Here is a 22,605-nt window from a genome sequence, read left to right as displayed (position 1 = left end):
CATACCCGCCATACTTCAGCTTACCTGGGCGTTGGCTGCCTTCGTTCATCCCAGTCACTTGCTGATGGTAAGCACCTAGAGATAATTTATTTAGGGTATAGAGTGAAATGAGAAATAACGGATAATTAAGCTGTTTGTCGAGGTTTATTTGGCAGTAACGACTACACGTTAATTTTATTAATAACGTACTATATACCAAGATAATCATTTCCGTTTAAAGTACTGGCGTAAACAGACGGTGATAAACTGCCCTCAATTATGAGAAATTATAGACCTACGGAGTAACGGCCCATGCCTGCCATAGCGATTAAGCGATGGATTAAACGGATTGTACTGGTATTGGTAGTAATAAGTATTACCATACTGGCAATACGTATCTACGATACACAACGTGGTCCAAAGCTTGAACTTTGGCACACTTTCGTTCCTCATGAAATGCGCGCAGCAGAGATAGATAAAGCCAGTTGGGCGGATTACATAAAAACTGAAAATAATATTTTCGATGAAGTCCGAATTAATGTTACGGAGAAACTGGAACCAAGTACTCAGGTTCCTCTGAATCGCTATTATTCTGGTAGTGCAATTTATCCACCTCATTTTAAAAATGATTGGAATCGCTCTTATATTCTCCAACCTGAAGGTGAGCCAAAAGGTGCGGTTGTATTACTGCATGGTTTGACCGATACCCCTTATAGCTTGCGCCATATTGCTGAAAATTATCGTCAGCGTGGTTATGTTGCGATTGGTATTCGCTTGCCAGCACATGGTTCGGTACCTGCCGCGTTAACCGATGTTGAATGGCAGGATTGGTTGGCAGCAACCCGGCTGGCAGTACGTGAAGCCAAAGCACTTAGCGGCCCAGATTTACCATTACATGTTGTTGGTTTCTCTAATGGTGGCGCGCTGGCAATGAAGTACACGTTGGACTCCATGGATGATCCTAAACTGGCAAAACCTGCTCGGGTTATCTTGATATCCCCGATGATTGGTGTGACCAGTTTTGCTCGCTTTGCCGGTATTGCCGGTTGGCCCGCTATCTTCCCTGCGTTTGCCAAAGCCGCTTGGTTGGGGATCGTTCCAGAGTTTAACCCTTTCAAATATAACTCGTTCCCTGTAAATGCGGCGCGTCAGTCTTATTTGTTGACCTCTGTGCTTCAACAGCATATTGCCCGTGATGCCAGAAACAATAAAATGGACGAATTGCCGCCAATCCTGACGTTCCAGTCACTGATGGATTCAACGGTAAGTACTCGGGCAGTGGTCACCGCGCTTTACAACCACCTGCCGAATAATGGCAGCGAAGTCGTATTGTTCGATTTGAACCGCGCAGCTAGTTTTGGCCCACTATTGAGAACTTCATCTTATACGGCCTTGGCGCGCTTATTACCGCCGCCACCGCGTAATTACAGCACAACGGTGATTACCAATGTTTCGCCGCAAAGTAATGAGACTCTGGCATTAACCACTCGGGCTGGTGAAACTAACGAGACATCTGTGCCGACAGGGTTGGTTTATCCACCGGATATCTTCTCGTTATCTCACGTGGCGTTACCATTCCCGATGAGCGATTCGCTGTATGGCCGTTACCCAGATCCGCGTGATCAATACGGTATTAGTTTGGGGACTTTTGCGGCTCGTGGTGAGCGGGCTGTGTTAGTCGTTGGGCTAGATTCGCTGATGCGTATCTCATCGAACCCGTTCTATCCGTATATGTTGCAGCGGATAGATGACAAAATAGATACGCCGGTTCAATAACTTGCAAAACCCAGGCTGCTGACAAAATGCCCACGACGGAGAAAACAGGCAGCAAGTAAAGACGCTGGCTTCCCTGCATAAGAATAGCCCCCTTGGTGGGGGGAGCCGTGCCGGCGCGGACGCTTTATTCTTCTGGCCATCCTCATCGTGCAAGATCGAGTCATCGGGGGTTGTCAGCAGAATGGAATCCCCAGTTTTTGCAGTGAATCCCGAAAGTTGGACATCCAACGATTAGGGATTTTTGCATTCTCGCCTTATAAAACTACCCTGTCGGTTAACCTGGATGTTTTTCCTGTTTTTCCTGTTTTTCCTGTTTTTTCAGGTGTAGATCAGGATTATTTCTGTGGGCTATGAATTACTGCACGAACTTACCTATTAAGATTGAGTAAGATAAATCTTATAGGTAGAATTCGCCGCGTACTAACTGACCCCATACTGAACCTGAGGGGGCGTTCACTGTCTGATTGATTCAAGCCGTAAATAGTGTCTTTGGAGACCTAGCGTTATATGGACAGAGTGAAATCTTTATCACAGCAAAGTCTTTCTTTGTTGTTGGCTGTTTATATTGGTATTTTCCTGAATATATCTGTCTTTTATCGTCGTTTTGACTCATTCAGCCAAGGTATCCAAGGCATAAAAGTGGTGTCCGCGATCACTGAAGTGATTGCGATTATTCTGTTTACCTTTTTTGTTATGCGCTTGCTCTCACTTGGTGGAAGGCTTTTTTACCGAGTGGTTGCCTCGTTGCTGGTGCTTATCTCTGTCGCTGCCAGCTATTACATGACATTTTTTAATGTGGTGATTGGTTACGGTATCGTTATTTCAGTATTGACCACAGATACCGATCTTTCTAAGGAAGTTATCGGGCTGCATTTTATTATTTGGATGGTGTTGGTCAGTGCATTGCCTCTGCTGCTTATCTGGAAGAATAGCCTGCGGTTGACGTTGTTGGAGCAATGTTTAACGCCTGGTAAACGTATTAAACCTGTATTGTTGATGATGGCTGTTGTGGCGCTGGTTTGGCTGCCGTTGCGCTATCTGGATAAAGCTCAAGCTCTGGATGAACAGCTAAAAACGGTGGATTTACCCAGTTATGGTGGGGTGGTTGCTCACTCTTATTTACCGTCTAACTGGTTGGCCGCTTTAGGTTTGTACGCTTATACCCAATATAATGAGAAGTATGACGCGGCGGTATTGTATAACCCCACTGAACATCATACTTATGTTGCCCCCGCTGGTATTGATGATACCTATGTCGTGTTTATTATCGGCGAAACGACCCGCTGGGATCACATGGGGTTGTTGGGATATTCACGTGATACTACCCCTCGTCTGAGTAAAGAGAAGAATTTAGTCGCTTTCCGTGGTGAGTCCTGTGATACCTCAACCAAACTTTCTCTACGCTGCATGTTTGTCCGTGAAAGTGGCGTTGAAGATAACGCACAGCGCACACTGAAAGAACAAAACGTTTTTGCTGTCATGAAATCGTTGGGATTCACATCCGAGTTGTTCGCCATGCAGAGTGAAATGTGGTTCTACAACAACGTGAATACCAATAATTACTCATTTCGTGAGCTGATTGCATCGGAGAAACGTAACGATGGAAAACCGGTAGATGACATGCTGCTGGTTGATGAATTAAAAGAGTCGTTAGGGCGTTATCCGGTGGGTAAACATTTGGTGGTGCTCCATACCAAAGGCTCACATTATCTTTATTCCCAACGTTACCCTCGCAGCTATGCCCGTTATCAACCGGAATGTATGGGTGTTGATGAGTTTTGCAGTAAACAGCAATTGATTAATGCTTTTGATAACAGCGTGTTGTACACAGATTCGTTTATTGCCAATGTGATTGACCAAATGAGGGATAAAAAAGCGTTGGTATTCTATTCTGCCGATCATGGTGAATCTATCAGTGATAACTCTCACTTCCATGGTACTCCGCGTGAAATGGCACCTCCGGAACAATTCCGAGTGCCAGTGATGGTCTGGGCATCAGATAAATTCCTGGCACAACCAGAGCATCTCGCTGCTTTTGAACAACTACAAGCAGAACAGCGGGTAGGTAAAACACATCGGCACGCAGAACTCTTTGATTCTGTTTTGGGGTGTTTGGGCTATACCTCACCAGATGGTGGGATTGATGCTAAAAATAACTGGTGTCAGGCCCCTGAACGCCATCTTACACCCGCAATTTAGACGAACTGGCCAGGCTTGTCCAAGTCTGGCTCAATTTTTGAAGTGCCTCCTCATTGTTGTTTCACGGCTAAGGTATAATTCAAATTCGATCCCCCTCCAGATGGAGCCACACCATGACTTACCGTGTTGTATTTATTGATGATCATGACATTGTGCGCTCAGGTTTTGCACAGCTACTCTCGCTGGAGGAGGATATCCAGGTTGTTGGGGAGTTTAGCTCAGCAAAGCAGGCTCGTGCTGGGTTGCCGGGCTTACAGGCGAATATCTGTATTTGTGATATCTCCATGCCTGATGAGAACGGACTAGATTTATTAAAAGGGCTACCTTCAGGGATGGGGGTCATCATGCTATCTATGCATGACAGCCCGGCGTTGGTAGAAACGGCGTTGGAGCGTGGAGCACGCGGCTTTCTTTCTAAACGCTGTAAGCCCGAAGATCTGATCTCTGCCGTTCGAACGGTGGGCAGCGGCGGGGTGTATCTGATGCCTGAAATTGCCCAACAATTGGCACGGGTTGCTGTCGATCCATTGACCCGCCGTGAGCGAGAGGTCGCAGTGCTGTTGGCAGAAGGCATGGAAGTACGCGAGATTGCCGAGTCGCTCGGGCTATCGCCAAAAACGGTCCATGTTCACCGGGCTAATTTATTTGCCAAGTTGGGCATCAGCAATAATGTTGAGCTGGCTAAGAAAGTACTGAGTCTATGATACAGCGCTTGGTGATGCTGCTGGCGTTATTCTTTATTTATTTTACTGCGGCTTTCTGTCTGTGGGCTATAGGGACACAATTAGCTGATCGGGCTTTACAGGCGCTGCTGTTGTTCCCATTTGGTCTGCGTATGGGGATTTTATTACAAAGCCCACGTGCTTACTGGCCTGGTATTTTACTGGGTGATGCCCTGCTATGGTGGCTATTAGCCGATCAATTCGATGATTTATATCAGTTGTGGGTCGCCTTGCCGCTGTTGTTATTGACCACCTTATTGGCCCTTTTTGCCTCCCCGTGGTTATTGCGCCATCAGCAAAATGAGAGCGAATGGCAATGGCCGTTAATGCAGGGGGGCGTTATCACGGTTGCTGCATTAATACAGGCGCTGGGGTGGCAGATAGCCAGTGGGCAGGGTGCAATGGCGCTCTTGTTAGGGTTGGTCGGCGGCTTTACCATCGCGCCTACCTGCTTGCTGTTGTGGCACTATCTGGCACGTCAAATCTGGTTACCGCTTGAACCTGGGTTGATTCATAAATCGGTTAACCTGCGGTTGCGGCATATCTTGTGGTATCTATTGCTATTCGCCATCAGTATCTGGTTACAGTACCAAGTGACTGAAACAGATTTACGCTTATTTGTACCGTTCTGTTTGGCGATCCCCATTGTGTTTATGGCATATCGCTATGGCTGGCAGGGGGCGTTGGCGGCCACGTTACTCAATGGTGTGGTGCTGTTGATTAATACACCTGAACCCCTTGAATCTCATCGCGGCCTGTTACTTTCACTGCTGGCACAAAGTTTGACAGGGCTGCTCTTGGGGGCGGGCATTCAACGGCAACGGGAGTTGAACGATCAGCTACAAATAAAATTGAACGAAAACCGTGAGTTGGCTAAGGCATTAGTGGTTGCTGAGGAGCATACACGGCACGATGTCGCGCGTGAGCTACATGATGAAGTGGGGCAAACCGTAACGGTTATCCGTACCCAAGCCAGTATTATTAAACGTCTGGCCGCACAGCAGCCGGTACTGACCAGTGCAGAGATGATAGAAACTGCGGCATTACGGGTTTATGATGGTGTCCATGACGTATTGGCTAAATTATGGCCAGCGGCATTAAATAATTTGCCGCTGTCGGCCGCCATCGCCGCCTTGATGCGCGAACTCATTCCGCAAGACCAATCGGTGCTCGGCGTGCTTAATTGGCAGGTCAATGACCATCCTATGGATGAGACGTTGAAAATTACGCTTTACCGTATATGTCAGGAGGGGGTGACCAATGCTTATCGGCATGGTGCCGCCAGCCGAATCGAAATTAATGCACGGCAGGATAACCAACAGATATATCTAACGATTAGCGATAATGGTAAAGGTATCGATTTAGCCTCAATTACTCCAGGCTATGGGCTACGGGGTATTCAGTCACGGGTCAGTGCGTTTGGGGGTAATGTGAGCCTAAGCGTTGATAACGGTACTTGCTTAAATGTGACCCTGCCCACAGTTTCTTTATCTACAAAAGGAAACTAAGAAATGTTCTCGTTGGCAGCGGGAATTCCCCCGTGTGTTTTCATACACATGCAGATGATGATGATTGCACTTGCAAAATACCCTGAGGCCCGAGATGTGGTTTTTCCTCAAAAGTCGCGATAACGTACCGCCAGTAACGGATCAAACACAAATTGATTCATCTTATAAATATTGGCGTATCCAATTAATGTGGACGATGTATATCGGATACGCTGCGTTTTATTTCACCCGTAAAAGCTTCAATTTTATTATGCCTGCCATGCTCAGTGATCTCGGGCTGACCATGTCTGATATCGGGATTTTAGGCACTCTGTTTTATATCACTTACGGCTGTTCTAAATTTGTCTCTGGGATGATCAGCGATCGCTCAAATCCGCGTTATTTTATGGGGATCGGGTTGGTCATGACGGGGATTATTAATATCCTGTTTGGTATGAGCTCATCACTCTTGGTCCTTGGCGCATTGTGGATCCTCAATGCGTTCTTCCAAGGTTGGGGCTGGCCACCATGTTCCAAAATATTGACCAGTTGGTACTCGCGTTCTGAACGTGGTGGCTGGTGGGCTATCTGGAACACCTCACATAACTTTGGCGGGGCGTTGATCCCCTTGCTCGTTGGGGTGATTACTCTGCACTTTAGCTGGCGTTACGGGATGATTATCCCCGGAATTATAGGTGTGGTGATTGGTTTGCTGATGTGTTGGCGTCTGCGAGATAAGCCGAGCACTATGGGCCTGCCAAGTGTTGGTAAATGGCGTAATGATACGATGGAGCTGATACAGGAATCCGAAGGTCAGGGGCTGTCTAATAAAGAAATTGTGAAGCGTTATGTCTTAACCAATAAATATATTTGGTTATTGGCCGTCTCCTATGTGCTGGTTTATATCGTTCGAACCGCGATTAATGACTGGGGTAACCTCTACCTGACCCAAGAGAAAGGCTATTCGTTACTGACAGCTAACTCTGCGATTTCATTATTTGAAGTCGGTGGATTTATTGGTTCATTGGTCGCTGGTTGGGGTTCTGATAAGTGGTTCCGTGGTAATCGTGGGCCGATGAACCTGATTTTTGCTATTGGTATCTTTCTCTCAGTCGCATCATTATGGACGCTGCCAAGCATCAGTTTTGTCTTACAGGCAGGCTGCTTCTTTGCGATTGGTTTCTTTATTTTCGGGCCACAAATGTTGATAGGTATGGCTGCTGCTGAGTGCTCTCATAAGGATGCCGCTGGTGCTGCAACCGGCTTTGTTGGGCTGTTTGCCTATTTAGGGGCGGCTTTATCGGGTTACCCTATCGCTCGCGTCATGGAAATCTGGCATTGGAATGGTTTCTTTGTGGTTATCTCTGTGGCGGCATGTTTATCTGCTTTCTTCTTATTGCCATTCCTGCGAGCGCAATCGCCGCAGTTAAAGCAAGCTGCAACCTGATTTGAGTGTGAAGGCAGCCATTTTCACTGCGGGTGTGATGCTTTTAACAGCAGTCACCCGCAGGTTATTAAAAAGTGATTGACGCCTCAGAGCTGTAGCAGTAAGATGCGCCCCGATTCGGCGAGTAGCGCAGCTTGGTAGCGCAACTGGTTTGGGACCAGTGGGTCGGAGGTTCGAATCCTCTCTCGCCGACCAAATTTAAGAACCCTGACAGTAATGTCAGGGTTTTTTTGTGCCATTTTTTCTTTACGTCCTTTTATCCTATCCCGTTATTGTCTGATTATATAAATTATCAACATAATAATTTATATAATATCTTATAAAGAATTTATATTTATCTTGGGTTTGTTGTCATTTTTTGAACATCTCTATTTTTTATTCTTCTAACATATTATATCTCCTTTGTGTTGTTGACTTTGTTTTATGAAAAACCGGTAATGATGTTGGTTTTAGACCGTACTATTAACAACATAACAAACACATTAATTATTTTATAAGGGGAATAATATGAAGTTGAAAAATATTAAAACGAAACGGGGATTGTCGATATTACCTCTTTCTATCATATTGTCGCTCTATGGGAGCTCGGTTGCTTATGCTGATAATATTATCGCTGACGTGCAGGCCCCAACTGGACAGCAAGCGGAAGTCTCTATTATAGTAACACCGCCCAGTGTATGCCGAGCGCTTACCTCTGACTGTGTCGGTATGACAGAGACCGTCGTTAATATTCAAGCACCTGATAAAAATGGTTTATCACATAACAAATATTCTAAATTTGATGTGGTGGCTAATAGATTATTCGATGTCACGACACTCAATAATCGTTCAGCTCAAGAGATTAATGGAAATCCTTTTTTGCAAGAGGGAGTGGCAACCATTATTTTAAATGAAGTCAATTCATCACAGGCCAGCATATTAGATGGGCATCTCCATGTTGGTGGGGAAAATGCGCATGTTATTATTGCCAATCCAGCGGGTATTAATTGTCAAGGGTGCTCCTTTACTAATGCCTCTCATGTGATGTTGACGACGGGTACGCCATCTTTTTCTGATAATAAACTAAACGGTTTTATTGTTGATCAGGGAAATATAAATATTGAAAAAAAACCCTCTTACTATATGAGAACAGGTTTACTGCATAAGGGCTCAGATAAAACTTATCTTGATCTATTCGCAGATACTATTACGGTTAATGGTGATATCAATGCGGACGATGTTTATATTGTCACGGGAAAGAATAAAGTAGGTTTCTCTTTGTCTGGGCAACCATTGCACGTGTCGCGCTTAGACAGTGTAAATACACCAGTACCAGATACAGTTAGTTTGGATGTCAGTGAAATTGGGGGAATGTACACCAATAAAATTCGTATCTATGCAACCGATGGTTCGATTAAAAACAAGGGAGCAATACGCACCAACGATATGCTGAGTATCAACTCCGTAGCCAATATAGATAACAGTGATGGGAATATATCAGGGAAAATGGTGTTACTGAACAGCCATGGTGTTATGGATAACTCAGGTGGAGCAATATCAAATAATAGTGAATATGATTTATCACCCTCTCAAGGTATTAAAATAAAGGCTCGTGGGTTAAATAATGAAGGTGGAAAAATAGAGTATAAAAATGGTAACGTTGAAATAACAACAGTTAACACCATCAAAAATGGCAAAGGAAAAATTGAAGCGATGTCAACACAAGGGCGGGTAAAAATAGACCTTTACAGTAATAATCTTAATAATACTGGCGGGAGGATTCTTTCTTCAGGGAAAATAGAGGGTAAGGTTAATAATATACGAAATAATAGAGGGGCTATTATGGGGTTCGGAGGCGTGGATTTGAATGAAACTGTTTTGATTAATGATACCGGAAAAATAACTAATGGTTTTAATTAATTAGTTTGTAAATGACAAATAAATTTTAAAAAAAGTTAGTCACTTTTTGTGGCTAACTTTTATTGACGTGTCTTAATCGTATTTTTATTGAAATGGAGTTCATTGGTATGATGTTTAAAATAAATATGAGGGGGGAGGTAACAATTGGAAGTACTTGGTGGGGGATGTTGTGTCTATTATATTCTCAAATTGTGATCGGAATACTTCCGTTTAAGGCTTTTGCTGAAATAGCATTGCCAGAACTGGATCAGTTTGAAATGGGCCTGCTTGAAATGGATATAGCCGAGCCGCAGATCCCAAGGAGTATTATTCCTCCTCTATCACATGCACAAATGACCAGTGAACCGGCTCTGCCAGAGAGTCTTTATAATGATGAAGTACAATGCGTAGCAATTAATCGTATCGAATTGATTAATCTTAATGTTTTCCCAAATGCAGCACGTTTAAAAAGAAAGGCTGAAGAGGTTTACGGGCGTTGCTTAGGGGATCAAGGGGTATCGGTACTTGTGGCTAACTTACAGAAACAATTAGTGGTTGATGGCTATATCACCTCTCGTGTGGTTTTTGTCGATGATAGTGAGCGTGACGGCACGTTAGTGCTGAAATTGATGCCCGGCAGGATTGGGGATATCAGGCACCATCAGGACAGCGTCGGCAATGCTCAGCTACCTCCCCTTTTCCCCGGTAAGCGTGGTGATCTGGTTAATTTACGTCACCTTGAGCAAGGATTAGAAAACTTACAGCGTTTGCCTTCAGTGAATGCCACCATGGATATCGAATTAAACCGGGACGATTTAAGTAGCCAGATTATCGTGAATCGCCAGCAATCACGTCTCTGGCGTATTAATGCATACCTTGATGATGCCGGGCATTATGCCGTTGGCCGATATCGTACGGGCCTGATATTGTCTTTTGATAACCCATTATCCCGTTATAACCCATTGTCTCTCAGTGATTTACTCTACTTCTCTGTTAACCGTGACCTTGATAGCCAACCCGATAAAGGACACAACAGCTATGGGGTTCATTATTCTGTCCCGTATGGCAACTGGCTATTTAGCATGACGGGCAATCAAGGTGAGCATTATCAATCGTTCTCTTTTGCAGGTAAAAGACTTGCAGGTAAAAAATTTGGCTATCGTTCCCATTGGTCTGCATTGGATACACAAATTCAACATTTACTCACCCGTGGAATAAACTATAAAACAGTGAGTTATGCAGGAGTGCTAATTCGTCAGTCTGCCAGTTTTTGGACCAATCGGGAGATAGATATTCAGCGATTCAATACCACGGACTGGCAGCTAGGGGTTGAGCATCTACATTACATGCCATGGGCGACTTTCAGAGGGGGAATTCGTTATCAACAGGGGGCTTCATGGTTTGGTGCCCAACCTATTCCCGGCAAAATGAGCGCCGCACCAGCGAGGTTGGTTGATATCACCGGCTCACTGGATATCCCTTTTAAGATCGGGACACAGTCCTTCCAGTATCGGCCCACTTTCAGCCAGCAACATACATACTCGGATATTAGTTCACTGGATAAATTTACGATTGGTGGCAGGAGTTCGGTGCGTGGTTTTAATGAGAATAACGCTATGACGGGGTCACGGGGGTGGTCTCTAAAAAATGATATTTCATGGATTCGCCCGATACTCGGCCAGAAATTCGTGGGCCAGCAACTTTATATCGGCATGGATTATGGTGAGGTGAGTGAAAAGGGCCAGCCATTTCTTTTGGGCGAGCGTTTAGTGGGTGCTGTGGTAGGTACTCGTGGAAATTATCATTCATTTGGTTACGATTTTAATGTCGGCGTGCCGATAATTAAACCCGCTGAATTTGATACCGATCCGTTGGTTTTTGGGTTTACGCTAACTTGGCAATATTAGGGTCTATATTCGTCGTCCTTCAAGATACCTGTGCGTTGGTTGTCTTCTTCACCCCACGGGCAGCATAATTATCAGTAGTAGGGTCTGTAATCGTGAAGCGCTTTTGCTTCTCGATTCTTTCAGGTTAAGTCCAACCCGTTGATTCTTATGATCGCGAAAGTTTTCTTCTATTTGCATTCGCAAACAGTATATTTTAACTGCCTACAAAATGTTTTTAACAAGAAATATGTAGCTTGAAGCGACATATCGTATTTTGAAGCATATTAATGAAGACTAATAATTATTAGCATTCGTGTGGTTATGAGTATCATCCAATTAGGGTTTTAGTTTTAGATTTGGCCCGGACTTCAGCTAATTCATGTGTGTTAACAATGTTGATACATATTGTGATGTCAGTTTTTATCGTCATTTTGTAAACTTTTTTGATGACATATTCTGTTTTTCTGGATGCCATTGAGGGCTATACCTTCTCTGATGTTGAGTGTTTACTGTACTGCACTGATTGGGGGCATCATTATGGTGCGCCTCTTCGGGAAGCTATGTAGCTTTTTGGGTGAGTAAGCGTGGTGGGTGAATTTTTTTCTTTTTTAACCGCGCACCCGATGTTGGATAAGAGGGGGAGTGGTGACCACAGTAACATCACTTATCGGCTGTTGATGCAGAGTTTCCTCCTGTTTTTTGTCAAAATTTCAAAAAAATCTGTACGGATACATCTGATTTAGCAACAAAGTTTTTGGGTTTGCTACTGGGGGTTGCAACTGCCTTATTGCATTTAACCAGTGAATGTTACTGGGGTATGTGCGTTAGCATAATTTTTCATGCTAACAATGTTAATGATATGTTTTTTTGTTGTTTGCTTACTGTTTCTCATTGTCTAGATAAATCCTTTCAGGCTGTATTGACGTTGCTAGCAACTGTTGCCAAATTGGTACCCTCAGGGGTAGTCATCAAGAGCAATTTAGGTGATTTCACACAGCCAAAATGGGGGCCTGGATAGCATTTTATCTGGCATCTCAATCCTGCATCCCTGTGATCAACGGGCCAAAACGGCACAGTCCATGGACTAAAAATTATAGAGTCTGGCCGTATACACAACACACATCACCATAATGGAGCACAAGCGATGACGATTTCCTTGAGAAAAACAGGGATACTGAAATTCGGTATTGGGCTGGTTGCACTGACTATAGCGGTCAGTGTACAGGCAAAAACGCTGGTATATTGTTCTGAAGGGTCACCGGAAGGTTTCAACCCACAGCTCTTTACCTCTGGCACAACTTATGACGCAAGCTCGGTACCTATTTACAATCGTTTAGTGGAATTCAAAATCGGGACTACCGAAATTGAACCCAGCCTGGCGGAGCGGTGGGAAGTGAGTGAAGATGGTAAAACCTACACTTTCTACCTGCGTAAGGGTGTGAAATGGCAGGATAATAAAGATTTTAAACCCACCCGCGATTTTAATGCTGATGATGTTATCTATTCATTCATGCGTCAGAAAGATGATAAAAACCCGTACCATAAAGTCTCTGGTGGCAGCTATGAATACTTCCAGGGCATGGGAATGGGCGACTTAATCACCAATGTGGTGAAAGTTGACGACAATACCGTTCGCTTTGAACTGACCCGTCCGGAATCGCCATTCTTGGCAGACCTGGCGATGGATTTCGCTTCTATCCTGTCCGCTGAATACGCCGACAATATGCTGAAAGCAGGTACCCCGGAAAAAGTGGATTTGAACCCAATCGGTACCGGCCCATTCCAACTGCAACAGTACCAAAAAGACTCCCGTATTCTGTATAAAGCGTTTCCTGGTTTCTGGGGCACCAAACCAAAAATTGATCGCCTGGTCTTCTCTATCACCCCAGATGCATCCGTTCGCTATGCTAAATTGCAGAAAAATGAATGCCAGGTTATGCCTTACCCGAACCCAGCTGATATCGCCCGGATGAAAGAAGACAAAACGATTAACCTGATGGAGCAACCGGGTCTGAACGTTGGTTACCTCTCCTTTAACATTGAGAAGAAACCACTCGATAACCTTAAGGTTCGTCAGGCACTGACCATGGCGGTTAACAAAGACGCGATTATTGATGCGGTTTATCAGGGCGCGGGGCAAGCGGCCAAGAACTTGATCCCACCAACGATGTGGGGTTACAACGATGATGTGAAAGATTACGCTTACGATCCCGCTAAAGCGAAAGAGCTGCTGAAAGAAGCGGGTCTGCCAGATGGCTTCTCCATCGACCTGTGGGCCATGCCGGTTCAACGTCCGTATAACCCAAATGCGCGTCGTATGGCGGAAATGATCCAGTCTGATTGGGCAAAAATTGGTGTGAAAGCCAAGATCGTGACCTATGAGTGGGGCGAATACCTCAAGCGTGCCAAAGATGGCGAACATGAAACTGTGATGATGGGTTGGACCGGGGACAATGGGGACCCAGACAACTTCTTCGCTACGCTGTTCAGTTGTGATGCGGCCAAGCAGGGTTCTAACTACTCTAAATGGTGTTATAAGCCGTTTGAAGATTTGATCCAACCAGCCCGTGCTGAAGCTGACCATGACAAACGTGTCGCACTTTACAAACAAGCTCAAGTTGTGATGAACGAACAGGCCCCGGCGCTGATCATTGCTCACTCAACGGTATACGAGCCAGTGCGTAAAGAAGTGAAAGGCTATGTTGTGGATCCATTGGGTAAACATCACTTCGATAACGTGTCCCTGGATTAATTTTAACCCTTATACCGGACCGGTGTGCGTATCAGCGTTCATCGGTCTATTTATTTAGGTTAAAACAGATACAGATGTGAGCCATATAACCTCTCCCGGTACGTGTCATTGTCGCAGGATTTGAGCATGGACAGCGTGTCATCACCAGAGCGTACTCAGCGTACGTGACTGTGATGGGCATGGCTTTCGCTCAAAATCGACGAATAAAATCGCTTAGTTGGAGAGGTTTAATAAGCCAGGTTGCCTATGAGCAGCCCGGCATTCTACACAGAGAGTTCGGGATATGTTGCAGTTCATACTCCGACGTTTGGGGTTAGTTATCCCAACGTTTATCGGCATTACTTTGCTGACCTTTGCTTTTGTCCATATGATCCCAGGTGACCCGGTGACCATCATGGCGGGGGAACGCGGTATCTCTGCCGAGCGTCATGCTCAAGTCATGGCAGAAATGGGGCTGGACAAGCCTCTCTATCAACAATACTTCCGCTATGTGAATGGCGTTTTACATGGTGACCTTGGCATTTCGCTGAAAAGCCGCATTGCGGTATGGGATGAGTTTGTCCCGCGCTTTAAAGCAACACTGGAACTGGGGATCTGCGCGATGCTGTTTGCTATCGCAGTCGGCATTCCGGTTGGTGTGCTGGCAGCAGTGAAACGCGGTTCAATATTCGATCACACCGCCGTGGGGATCTCCCTTACCGGCTATTCGATGCCTATCTTCTGGTGGGGCATCATGCTGATCATGCTGGTCTCGGTGCAATGGAACCTGACCCCGGTTTCCGGGCGTGTCAGCGATACCGTGTTCCTTGATGACAGCCTGCCTCTGACGGGGTTTATGTTGATTGATACCCTCATCTGGGGGGAGCCTGGCGATTTTAAAGATGCGGTAATGCATATGATTTTACCGGCAATCGTCTTGGGTACTATTCCTTTGGCGGTGATCGTGCGTATGACTCGCTCCTCCATGTTGGAAGTGTTGGGGGAAGATTATATCCGTACTGCGCGCGCCAAAGGGTTGAGCCGTATGCGGGTGATTGTGGTCCATGCGTTACGCAATGCCTTGCTGCCCGTCATCACAGTGATTGGTTTGCAGGTCGGTACCATGCTTGCTGGGGCTATCTTGACGGAAACCATCTTCTCTTGGCCGGGTCTGGGTCGTTGGCTGATGGATGCATTGCAACGTCGTGATTACCCTGTGGTGCAGGGTGGGGTGTTGCTGGTCGCGATCATGATTATTTTAGTTAACTTGCTGGTAGATGTGCTCTATGGCGTAGTTAACCCGCGTATTCGTCACAAGAAATAAGGGGCGCAGAATGTCTCAACTTATTGAGTCAGCAGTAAAAAGTGCGCCGAAGCCAATGACGCCATTGCAGGAGTTTTGGCACTATTTCAAGCGCAATAAAGGGGCCGTTATCGGCTTGTTTTTCATCATCATTATGCTGTTGGTTGCCGCAGGTGCGACCTGGTTAGCCCCTCATGGTCCGGCAGAGCAATTTCGTGATGCATTATTGAAGCCGCCGGTTTGGGAAGAAGGCGGTAGCTGGAAGTTCCTTTTAGGCACTGATGATGTTGGCCGTGATGTCCTCTCTCGCCTGATGTATGGCGCGCGCCTCTCCCTGTTAGTCGGGTGCTTGGTGGTGGTGCTGTCATTGGTGATGGGCGTTATTTTTGGCTTACTGGCGGGTTATTTTGGTGGGTTGGTTGATGCCATCATCATGCGTGTTGTTGACATCATGCTGGCGCTGCCAAGCCTGTTATTGGCCTTGGTTTTAGTTGCCGTATTCGGGCCTTCTATCGTGAATGCCTCGCTGGCGCTGACGTTTGTGGCTTTGCCGCATTATGTGCGTCTGACGCGGGCGGCGGTGCTGGTTGAGGTCAACCGAGATTACGTAACGGCATCAAGAGTGGCCGGTGCGGGTGCAATGCGCCAAATGTTCATCAACATTCTACCAAATTGCCTGGCACCGTTAATCGTGCAGGCTTCTCTCGGCTTCTCTAACGCCATTCTGGATATGGCGGCTCTCGGCTTTCTCGGCATGGGTGCGCAACCGCCAACACCAGAGTGGGGCACCATGCTCTCCGACGTGTTGCAGTTCGCCCAAAGTGCCTGGTGGGTTGTGACCTTCCCCGGTGTGGCGATCCTGCTAACAGTTCTGGCGTTTAACCTGATGGGGGACGGCCTGCGTGATGCTCTCGACCCCAAACTCAAGCAGTAACAGAGGTAGAGAGATGGCACTTTTAAATGTAGATAAATTGTCGGTGCATTTTGGTGACGACGCTGCGCCGTTCAAGGCCGTAGATCGTATCAGTTACAGCATTGATCAAGGACAGGTGGTGGGGATTGTCGGTGAATCCGGCTCCGGTAAATCGGTCAGCTCACTGGCGATCATGGGGTTGATCGATTATCCCGGAAAAGTAATGGCCGATAAGCTGGAATTTAACGGTCGTGACCTGACCAAAATTTCGGAAAAAGAGCGGCGTCAATTGGTGGGCGCGGAAGTTGCGATGATTTTCCAAGACCCAATGACCAGCCTGAACCCGTGTTACACCGTTGGTTTTCAGATTATGGAAGCGTTAAAGGTGCATCAGGGAGGCAATCGTAAAACCCGCCATCAGCGGGCGGTGGATTTGTTGACGCTGGTGGGTATCCCTGATCCTGCTTCGCGTCTGGATGTGTACCCACATCAACTCTCCGGTGGGATGAGCCAACGGGTGATGATCGCTATGGCGATTGCCTGTCGGCCTAAATTGCTCATTGCCGATGAGCCAACTACCGCGCTGGATGTGACAATTCAGGCGCAGATTATTGAATTACTATTGGAATTACAGCGGCGTGAAAATATGGCGTTGCTGCTGATTACCCATGATCTGGCACTGGTTGCAGAAGCGGCCCATCAAATTATTGTGATGTATGCCGGTCAGGTTGTTGAAACTGGCAAGGCAGCAGAAATTTTTCGTGCGCCACGCCACCCGTATACACAAGCGTTGCTACGCGCATTACCGGAGTTTGCTCAGGATAAAGCGCGGTTAGCATCCTTACCGGGTGTGGTACCGGGTAAGTATGACCGCCCAGACGGCTGTCTGCTCAACCCGCGTTGCCCGTATGCCACTGGTCGTTGCCGCGATGAAGAGCCTGAGTTGCTGGGTACACCAGGGCGTCAGGTTAAATGCCATACACCGCTTAATGATGCGGGGAGGCCATCCCTATGAGTTCGAATACCGAAGCGGCGCATAAAGTAAAAACGATGCGTGAAACTGAAATAAAGGGTGGGAATTTGCCAGCAGAGACGGGTAAAAAGCCGTTATTACAGGCGATCGAGCTGAAGAAATATTACCCAGTGAAAAAGGGTTTCTTCACACCAGAACGTTTGGTTAAAGCACTGGATGGTGTCTCGTTCACACTGGAGCGGGGCAAAACATTGGCGGTAGTGGGTGAGTCGGGCTGTGGTAAATCCACCTTAGGCCGTTTACTGACCATGATAGAGATCCCTACCGGCGGCGAACTGTACTATCAAGGGCAGGATCTGCTCAAGCCCGATGAAAGTGCGGAAAAACTGCGACGCCAGAAGATTCAGATTGTCTTCCAGAACCCCTACGGTTCGCTGAATCCACGTAAGAAAGTGGGGCAGATTCTGGAAGAACCATTACAGATCAATACCCAGCTCAATCGCAAGGAGCGCCGCGAAAAAACCTTGGCAATGATGGCGAAAGTGGGCCTAAAAACTGAACATTATGATCGTTATCCTCATATGTTTTCCGGTGGTCAGCGTCAACGGATCGCCATTGCCCGTGGATTGATGTTAAACCCTGATGTGGTGATTGCCGATGAGCCGGTGTCCGCGCTGGATGTCTCCGTGCGGGCGCAGGTACTGAACCTGATGATGGATTTACAGCAGGAATTGGGGCTGTCATATGTGTTTATTTCCCATGACCTGTCAGTGGTTGAACATATTGCTGACGAAGTGATGGTGATGTATTTGGGGCGCTGCGTTGAAAAGGGCAGTAAAGAGGCTATTTTTAACAACCCTCGCCATCCTTATACGCAAGCATTGCTATCAGCGACACCGCGCCTGAACCCAGATATGCGTCGTGAGCGTATTAAATTGACCGGAGAACTACCAAGCCCAATGAATCCACCGCCAGGTTGTGCATTCAATGCCCGCTGTCGTAGAGCATTTGGCACCTGTAGCCAGTTGCAGCCGCAGCTTAAGCAGTATGGTGACCAGATGGTGGCGTGTTTTGCCGTTGATCAGGATGAAGCAGAGAAGGTCGTTTCTGTTTGATCAACACCGGTAAGTCGTGATTACCGACGGATGGCCAATAAACCGAGGTTATTGACAAAGCTATTTTTAGCCTCGTGAGTGAAGGGTTGACCGCACCTAGATCAAGATATAAGGGCACTCCGGTGGCTTACGCCACTACGACCCCAACGGCACGTTTCCCCTTCATTTGACTTTGTCAGCAGTCTGAAACCCCATTTTGGGGGTCAGACTGCTGACAAACCCCGATGACGTGATCTTGAACGGTGAGGATAGGCAGAGGAGTAAAGCGTCCGCGCCAAGGATGGCGCGGCTCGAGCCTACATGGATGTATTTACGGCGTCTTTACGATCTGCCTGTTCTCTCCGTCGCGGGCACTTTGTCAATAACCTCAACCCCATTTTTGGGGTTTTATTTTTTAGCGTTCTGATTCAGAGAGGGGGATCGCCAGACTGATGACCGCCGAATTAGAGCCTTTATGCATCAACTGAAAAAATACAGATAGCCACAGGGTTTAATAGCGTAAGAAGAGATTGAAGTTCCGCGGGGTCCCCTGATAGGGTTCCCAATATTTTTATTAACGGGGTGCCGCATAGGCAAAAGACAACGATGCTGGTAGGTTAGCTATCAGCCGTATGTTGACGCGAGGGCTGTACCAAAGTGACATTCCGACGGCGGGGTTACATGGTGCTTGTGATATTTGATAATCCCTAGCCGGTTATCACCTGATGAGAGGGAGTTATTCTGATGGTCGTCATGTTTAAACACTTAGCCAGCATGTTGCTGTTGCTTGCCAGTTTTAGTCTTGCAGCCGCCAGTGACTGGCCCGCATGGCAACAGTTCAAACAAAACTACATTAGTGAAGGGGGGCGGATCATTGACCCCGGTAGCCCCTCGAAAATAACCACCTCGGAAGGTCAGAGCTATGGGCTTTTTTTTGCATTGGTTGCGGATGACCAGCCGATGTTTGAGCGTTTATTGGCCTGGACGGAAAATAATCTGGCAGCCGGTGATATCACTTCCCGCCTTCCCGCCTGGTTATGGGGGCAAAACTCACAAAATAACTGGGATATTCTGGACCCTAATTCGGCCTCCGATGCAGATATATTGATTGCCTACAATTTGCTGGAGGCTGGCCGGTTATGGGGTAACCGCCGTTACCTGATTATGGGCACCTTATTACTGCAACGTATTGCGAAAGAAGAAGTCATGCAGATTCCCGGCCTCGGTCAGATGCTATTACCGGGGAAAATTGGTTTTAACGATGAGGAGACTTGGCGTCTCAACCCAAGTTATTTACCACCACAACTGCTGGCACGATTTTCCTCCATAGCAGGGCCTTGGGAAGAGATGGTACAAGTGAATCAGCGTATGTGGCTGGAAACCGCACCAAACGGTTTTTCGCCGGACTGGGTGGTCTGGCAGAAAGGTAAAGGTTGGCAACCCGATACAATAAAACCGAATGTCGGCAGTGACGATGCCATCCTTGTTTACCTGTGGGCGGGTATGTTGGCAGATGACAGTCCACAAAAAGCTGAATTGATTGCTCGTTTTCAGCCAATGGCGGTAATCACTCAGCAGCAAGGCCAGCCACCGTCCACCACCAACAGTGACAATGGTAAAACTAACGGAGATGGGTCGGTGGGGTTTTCTGCGGCATTATTGCCCTTTTTAGCCAGCAGCTCGGCACCGTTTAATCAGCAAACACTTAATCTCCAACGGCTACGGGTGCAACAGTCACCGCCTGGTGCTGATGATTATTACAGCGCTATTCTGACCCTCTTTGGTCAGGGGTGGTTACAGCATCGTTATCATTTTAACCCTCAGGGAGAGCTACAGCCCTCATGGTACCGTCAACGTTAAGATTTTAGGTGTATTGGTGAAAGTGCTTAAGAGAGTACAACCTGCCTCGATGAGAACTAAAAAGGGGCATCTGAATGCGAAATAGTACTGAGATGTAGCGTTCCTAATAGGAAAAGACCGAAACCCATACTATTCTTGCCTTCCATTAGAGTATCGCAAGATAAAATTGGTAAGCGATCGAGTATACTCAGACGGAGTTGACGAGTGGTTAGAGGATAGTGGCAACCACCTTATTTTATACAGTCGGAATTGGCGGAGAACGAGTTTGCGGGTCAGGCGCTCATTAACGATTAAACAAATGGCAGCGGTGGCAGTAGTTGCACTGGTGACTATCTGTATCTTTATCATCCTTCAGTTGTTCCACTTTGTGCAACAGCGTAAAGATGATTACGCCAACCAATTGGAAAGTATTGCTTATTCGGTTCGCCAACCCCTATCTGAGGCAATACTCAGCGTTGATATTCCACAAGCCAAAAAAATCCTCAACAGCTTATTGCCTATTGGTATTCTTAGCCGTGCTGAAGTGATATTACCGAACCAAATGCAGGTATTGCACGCAAATTTTCCAACAGAACGGCCTGTTCCACACTGGGCCAAGCGGGTTTTCTCCCTGCCCGTCCAGATAACAGTGCCTTTGTATGCGTTGGAACGGGTACCCGCCAATCCTCAGCCCTTAGCGCATTTAGTCTTACGTGCTGACTCTTTCCGTATGTATCAATTTATTCTCAGCGCTCTGTCAGCCATGCTCTCAACATATTTGTTACTGGCATTGGTGTTATCAGTATCTATCGCCTGGTGTATTAATCGCCTGATTATTCACCCATTGCGGGCGATGGCCAAAGAGCTGGAGAATATCGGCGACCACGGGGTGCTGCATCATCAACTGACGCTACCGGCGCATCATCAGGATGATGAACTGGGTGTTTTGGTGCGTAATTACAACCGCAATCAGCAACTGTTAGCGGATGCCTATGCTGATATGGGCCGTATTAGTAGCCGTTTTCCGGTGACTGAATTACCCAATCGGTCATTATTTATCAGCCTGCTGGAGAAAGAAATCGCCTCCAGTACAGGCACAGAGAAATTTCATCTGTTGGTGATTGGTATTGAAACCCTGCAAGAGGTTTCTGGTGCCATGAGTGAAGCCCAGCACCAACAGCTATTGCTGACGATGGTACAGCGACTCGAACAGTGCAGTAATGACAGCAATTTGTTAGCGCAACTGAGTAAAACTGAATTTGCCGTGTTAGCCAGAGGTATCAGCCGCCCATTCCTGTCCATGCAATTGGCTCGGCGGATTATGTCGAAAATTACCCAGCCGCTTTTCTTCGATGAGATAACATTGCGTCCCTGCGCCAGTATTGGTATCACCAGTTATCAGGGTCAACATGACACTGCAGAATCCATGATGCGCAATGCCAGTACGGCAATGATGGCGGCTCATCATGAGGGGCGTAATCAGATAATGGTATTTGAGCCTCGTTTGGTTGAAAAAACGCACAAACGGCTGACGCAGGAAAATGACCTCTTACAGGCGATTGAAAACTGCGATTTCACGTTGTTCCTGCAACCTCAATGGGATATGAAGCGTCAGCAGGTTATCGGTGCTGAGGCGCTACTGCGCTGGTGTCAGCCGGATGGCAGCTATGGTTTACCGTCAGGTTTTGTTCCCTTAGCCGAAGAGGAGGGGATGATGGTGCCACTGGGTAACTGGGTATTGGAAGAAGCCTGCCGTATTCTGGCTGATTGGAAAGCGCGTGGTGTTAGCCTGCCGTTATCGGTGAATATATCGGGCTTACAGGTACAAAATAAACAGTTCTTGCCGCATTTAAAAACTCTCATTAGCCACTACCATATTGATCCGAAAAAACTGTTACTGGAAATCACTGAGACCGCCCAGATTCAGGATCTCGATGAAGCACTGATGCTACTGCGTGAGTTACAGGGGTTGGGGTTGTTGATCGCGTTAGATGACTTTGGTATTGGCTACTCAAGCTTACAGTACCTTAACCACCTGAAAAGTTTGCCTATCCATATGATTAAGTTGGATAAGAGCTTTGTGAAACATTTGCCAGAAGATGACGCAATGGTGCGTATTATTTGCAGTGTTTCTGATGTACTAAAGGTACGAGTGATGGCTGAAGGGGTAGAAACAGAAGAGCAGCGCCAATGGTTGCTGGAGCATGGCATTCAATGCGGCCAAGGCTTCCTTTTCTCCCCGCCACTGCCACGGGTAGAATTTGAAGCCCAGTATTTCAGCAGTACTCATCACGTCAGTTAACTCTTTGTATGGCGGTGTCCACCAGTCTTAACTCACCGAGAATCTGCAGTGAATGACCGCCTACCCACCGTCGATT

16 protein-coding genes and 1 tRNA gene are annotated in these 22,605 nt (G+C 46.8%); 16 read left to right on the top strand and 1 reads right to left on the bottom strand.

Annotated elements, in window-relative coordinates:
• Window positions 1–291 precede the first annotated feature (291 nt).
• The 8 genes from AC971_RS16965 to AC971_RS16930 all read left to right on the top strand — a co-directional run bounded on the left by AC971_RS16965 (window position 292) and on the right by AC971_RS16930 (window position 11,395).
• Window positions 292–1,755: an alpha/beta hydrolase gene (locus tag AC971_RS16965; protein ID WP_025381867.1), complete on the top strand. Its 1,464-nt coding sequence runs from the start codon at window positions 292–294 to the stop codon at window positions 1,753–1,755.
• Between the two features lie 507 nt (window positions 1,756–2,262).
• Window positions 2,263–3,954, top strand: a complete 1,692-nt coding sequence (gene eptB / locus AC971_RS16960; RefSeq protein WP_025381866.1) for a kdo(2)-lipid A phosphoethanolamine 7''-transferase — start codon at window positions 2,263–2,265, stop codon at window positions 3,952–3,954.
• 113 nt (window positions 3,955–4,067) lie between these two features.
• A complete protein-coding gene (gene uhpA / locus AC971_RS16955; protein ID WP_025381865.1) occupies window positions 4,068–4,658 on the top strand; it encodes a response regulator transcription factor UhpA in 591 nt (196 codons plus the stop codon).
• A complete protein-coding gene (gene uhpB / locus AC971_RS16950; protein WP_025381864.1) occupies window positions 4,655–6,184 on the top strand; it encodes a signal transduction histidine-protein kinase/phosphatase UhpB in 1,530 nt (509 codons plus the stop codon). The genes uhpA and uhpB overlap by 4 nt, the downstream gene beginning before the upstream one ends.
• 94 nt (window positions 6,185–6,278) lie before the next feature.
• Window positions 6,279–7,610 (top strand): MFS transporter, encoded by a 1,332-nt coding sequence (gene uhpC / locus AC971_RS16945; RefSeq protein ID WP_025381863.1) that lies wholly within the window; start codon window positions 6,279–6,281, stop codon window positions 7,608–7,610.
• Between the two features lie 118 nt (window positions 7,611–7,728).
• Window positions 7,729–7,805: transfer RNA gene (locus AC971_RS16940), tRNA-Pro, on the top strand.
• Between the two features lie 312 nt (window positions 7,806–8,117).
• Complete coding sequence (locus AC971_RS16935) at window positions 8,118–9,509, top strand: two-partner secretion domain-containing protein (RefSeq protein WP_025381862.1); 1,392 nt, start codon at window positions 8,118–8,120, stop codon at window positions 9,507–9,509.
• A gap of 164 nt (window positions 9,510–9,673) precedes the next feature.
• Window positions 9,674–11,395 (top strand): ShlB/FhaC/HecB family hemolysin secretion/activation protein, encoded by a 1,722-nt coding sequence (locus AC971_RS16930; protein ID WP_231573026.1) that lies wholly within the window; start codon window positions 9,674–9,676, stop codon window positions 11,393–11,395.
• Between the two features lie 48 nt (window positions 11,396–11,443).
• Here the strand turns inward: AC971_RS16930 and AC971_RS25520 are convergent, their stop codons facing one another.
• Window positions 11,444–11,578, bottom strand: coding sequence for a hypothetical protein (locus AC971_RS25520; RefSeq protein WP_156170236.1), 135 nt, complete (start codon window positions 11,576–11,578; stop codon window positions 11,444–11,446).
• Window positions 11,579–12,518: 940 nt separating this feature from the next.
• On the opposite strand from AC971_RS25520, the gene dppA reads away from it, so the two are divergent.
• The 8 genes from dppA (at window position 12,519) to hmsP (ending at window position 22,529) form a co-directional block, all read left to right on the top strand.
• Window positions 12,519–14,126 (top strand): dipeptide ABC transporter periplasmic-binding protein DppA, encoded by a 1,608-nt coding sequence (gene dppA, locus AC971_RS16925; RefSeq protein WP_025381860.1) that lies wholly within the window; start codon window positions 12,519–12,521, stop codon window positions 14,124–14,126.
• A gap of 283 nt (window positions 14,127–14,409) precedes the next feature.
• Window positions 14,410–15,429: a dipeptide ABC transporter permease DppB gene (gene dppB / locus AC971_RS16920; RefSeq protein WP_012414122.1), complete on the top strand. Its 1,020-nt coding sequence runs from the start codon at window positions 14,410–14,412 to the stop codon at window positions 15,427–15,429.
• Window positions 15,430–15,439: 10 nt separating this feature from the next.
• The gene (gene dppC, locus AC971_RS16915) at window positions 15,440–16,342 is read left to right on the top strand and encodes a dipeptide ABC transporter permease DppC (RefSeq protein WP_048677764.1); all 903 of its coding nucleotides are present in this window, start codon (window positions 15,440–15,442) and stop codon (window positions 16,340–16,342) included.
• Between the two features lie 13 nt (window positions 16,343–16,355).
• Entirely contained in the window at window positions 16,356–17,336 is a 981-nt protein-coding gene (gene dppD / locus AC971_RS16910) for a dipeptide ABC transporter ATP-binding protein (protein WP_025381857.1), read from the top strand.
• Window positions 17,337–17,371: 35 nt separating this feature from the next.
• Complete coding sequence (gene dppF / locus AC971_RS16905) at window positions 17,372–18,409, top strand: dipeptide ABC transporter ATP-binding subunit DppF (protein ID WP_162471859.1); 1,038 nt, start codon at window positions 17,372–17,374, stop codon at window positions 18,407–18,409.
• A gap of 300 nt (window positions 18,410–18,709) precedes the next feature.
• On the top strand, window positions 18,710–18,841 hold the full coding sequence (locus AC971_RS24405; RefSeq protein WP_071825449.1) for a gluconate 5-dehydrogenase: 132 nt from the start codon (window positions 18,710–18,712) through the stop codon (window positions 18,839–18,841).
• A 291-nt stretch (window positions 18,842–19,132) separates the two neighbouring features.
• Window positions 19,133–20,248, top strand: coding sequence for a cellulose synthase complex periplasmic endoglucanase BcsZ (gene bcsZ, locus AC971_RS16900; protein WP_038402067.1), 1,116 nt, complete (start codon window positions 19,133–19,135; stop codon window positions 20,246–20,248).
• Window positions 20,249–20,513: 265 nt separating this feature from the next.
• Complete coding sequence (hmsP, locus tag AC971_RS16895; protein WP_220387944.1) at window positions 20,514–22,529, top strand: biofilm formation regulator HmsP; 2,016 nt, start codon at window positions 20,514–20,516, stop codon at window positions 22,527–22,529.
• Window positions 22,530–22,605: the final 76 nt, after the last annotated feature.

It is taken from the genome of Yersinia similis, assembly GCF_001053095.1.
Taxonomy (GTDB): Bacteria; Pseudomonadota; Gammaproteobacteria; order Enterobacterales; family Enterobacteriaceae; genus Yersinia; species Yersinia similis.
This window is presented reverse-complemented; position numbering and strand designations above follow the sequence as displayed.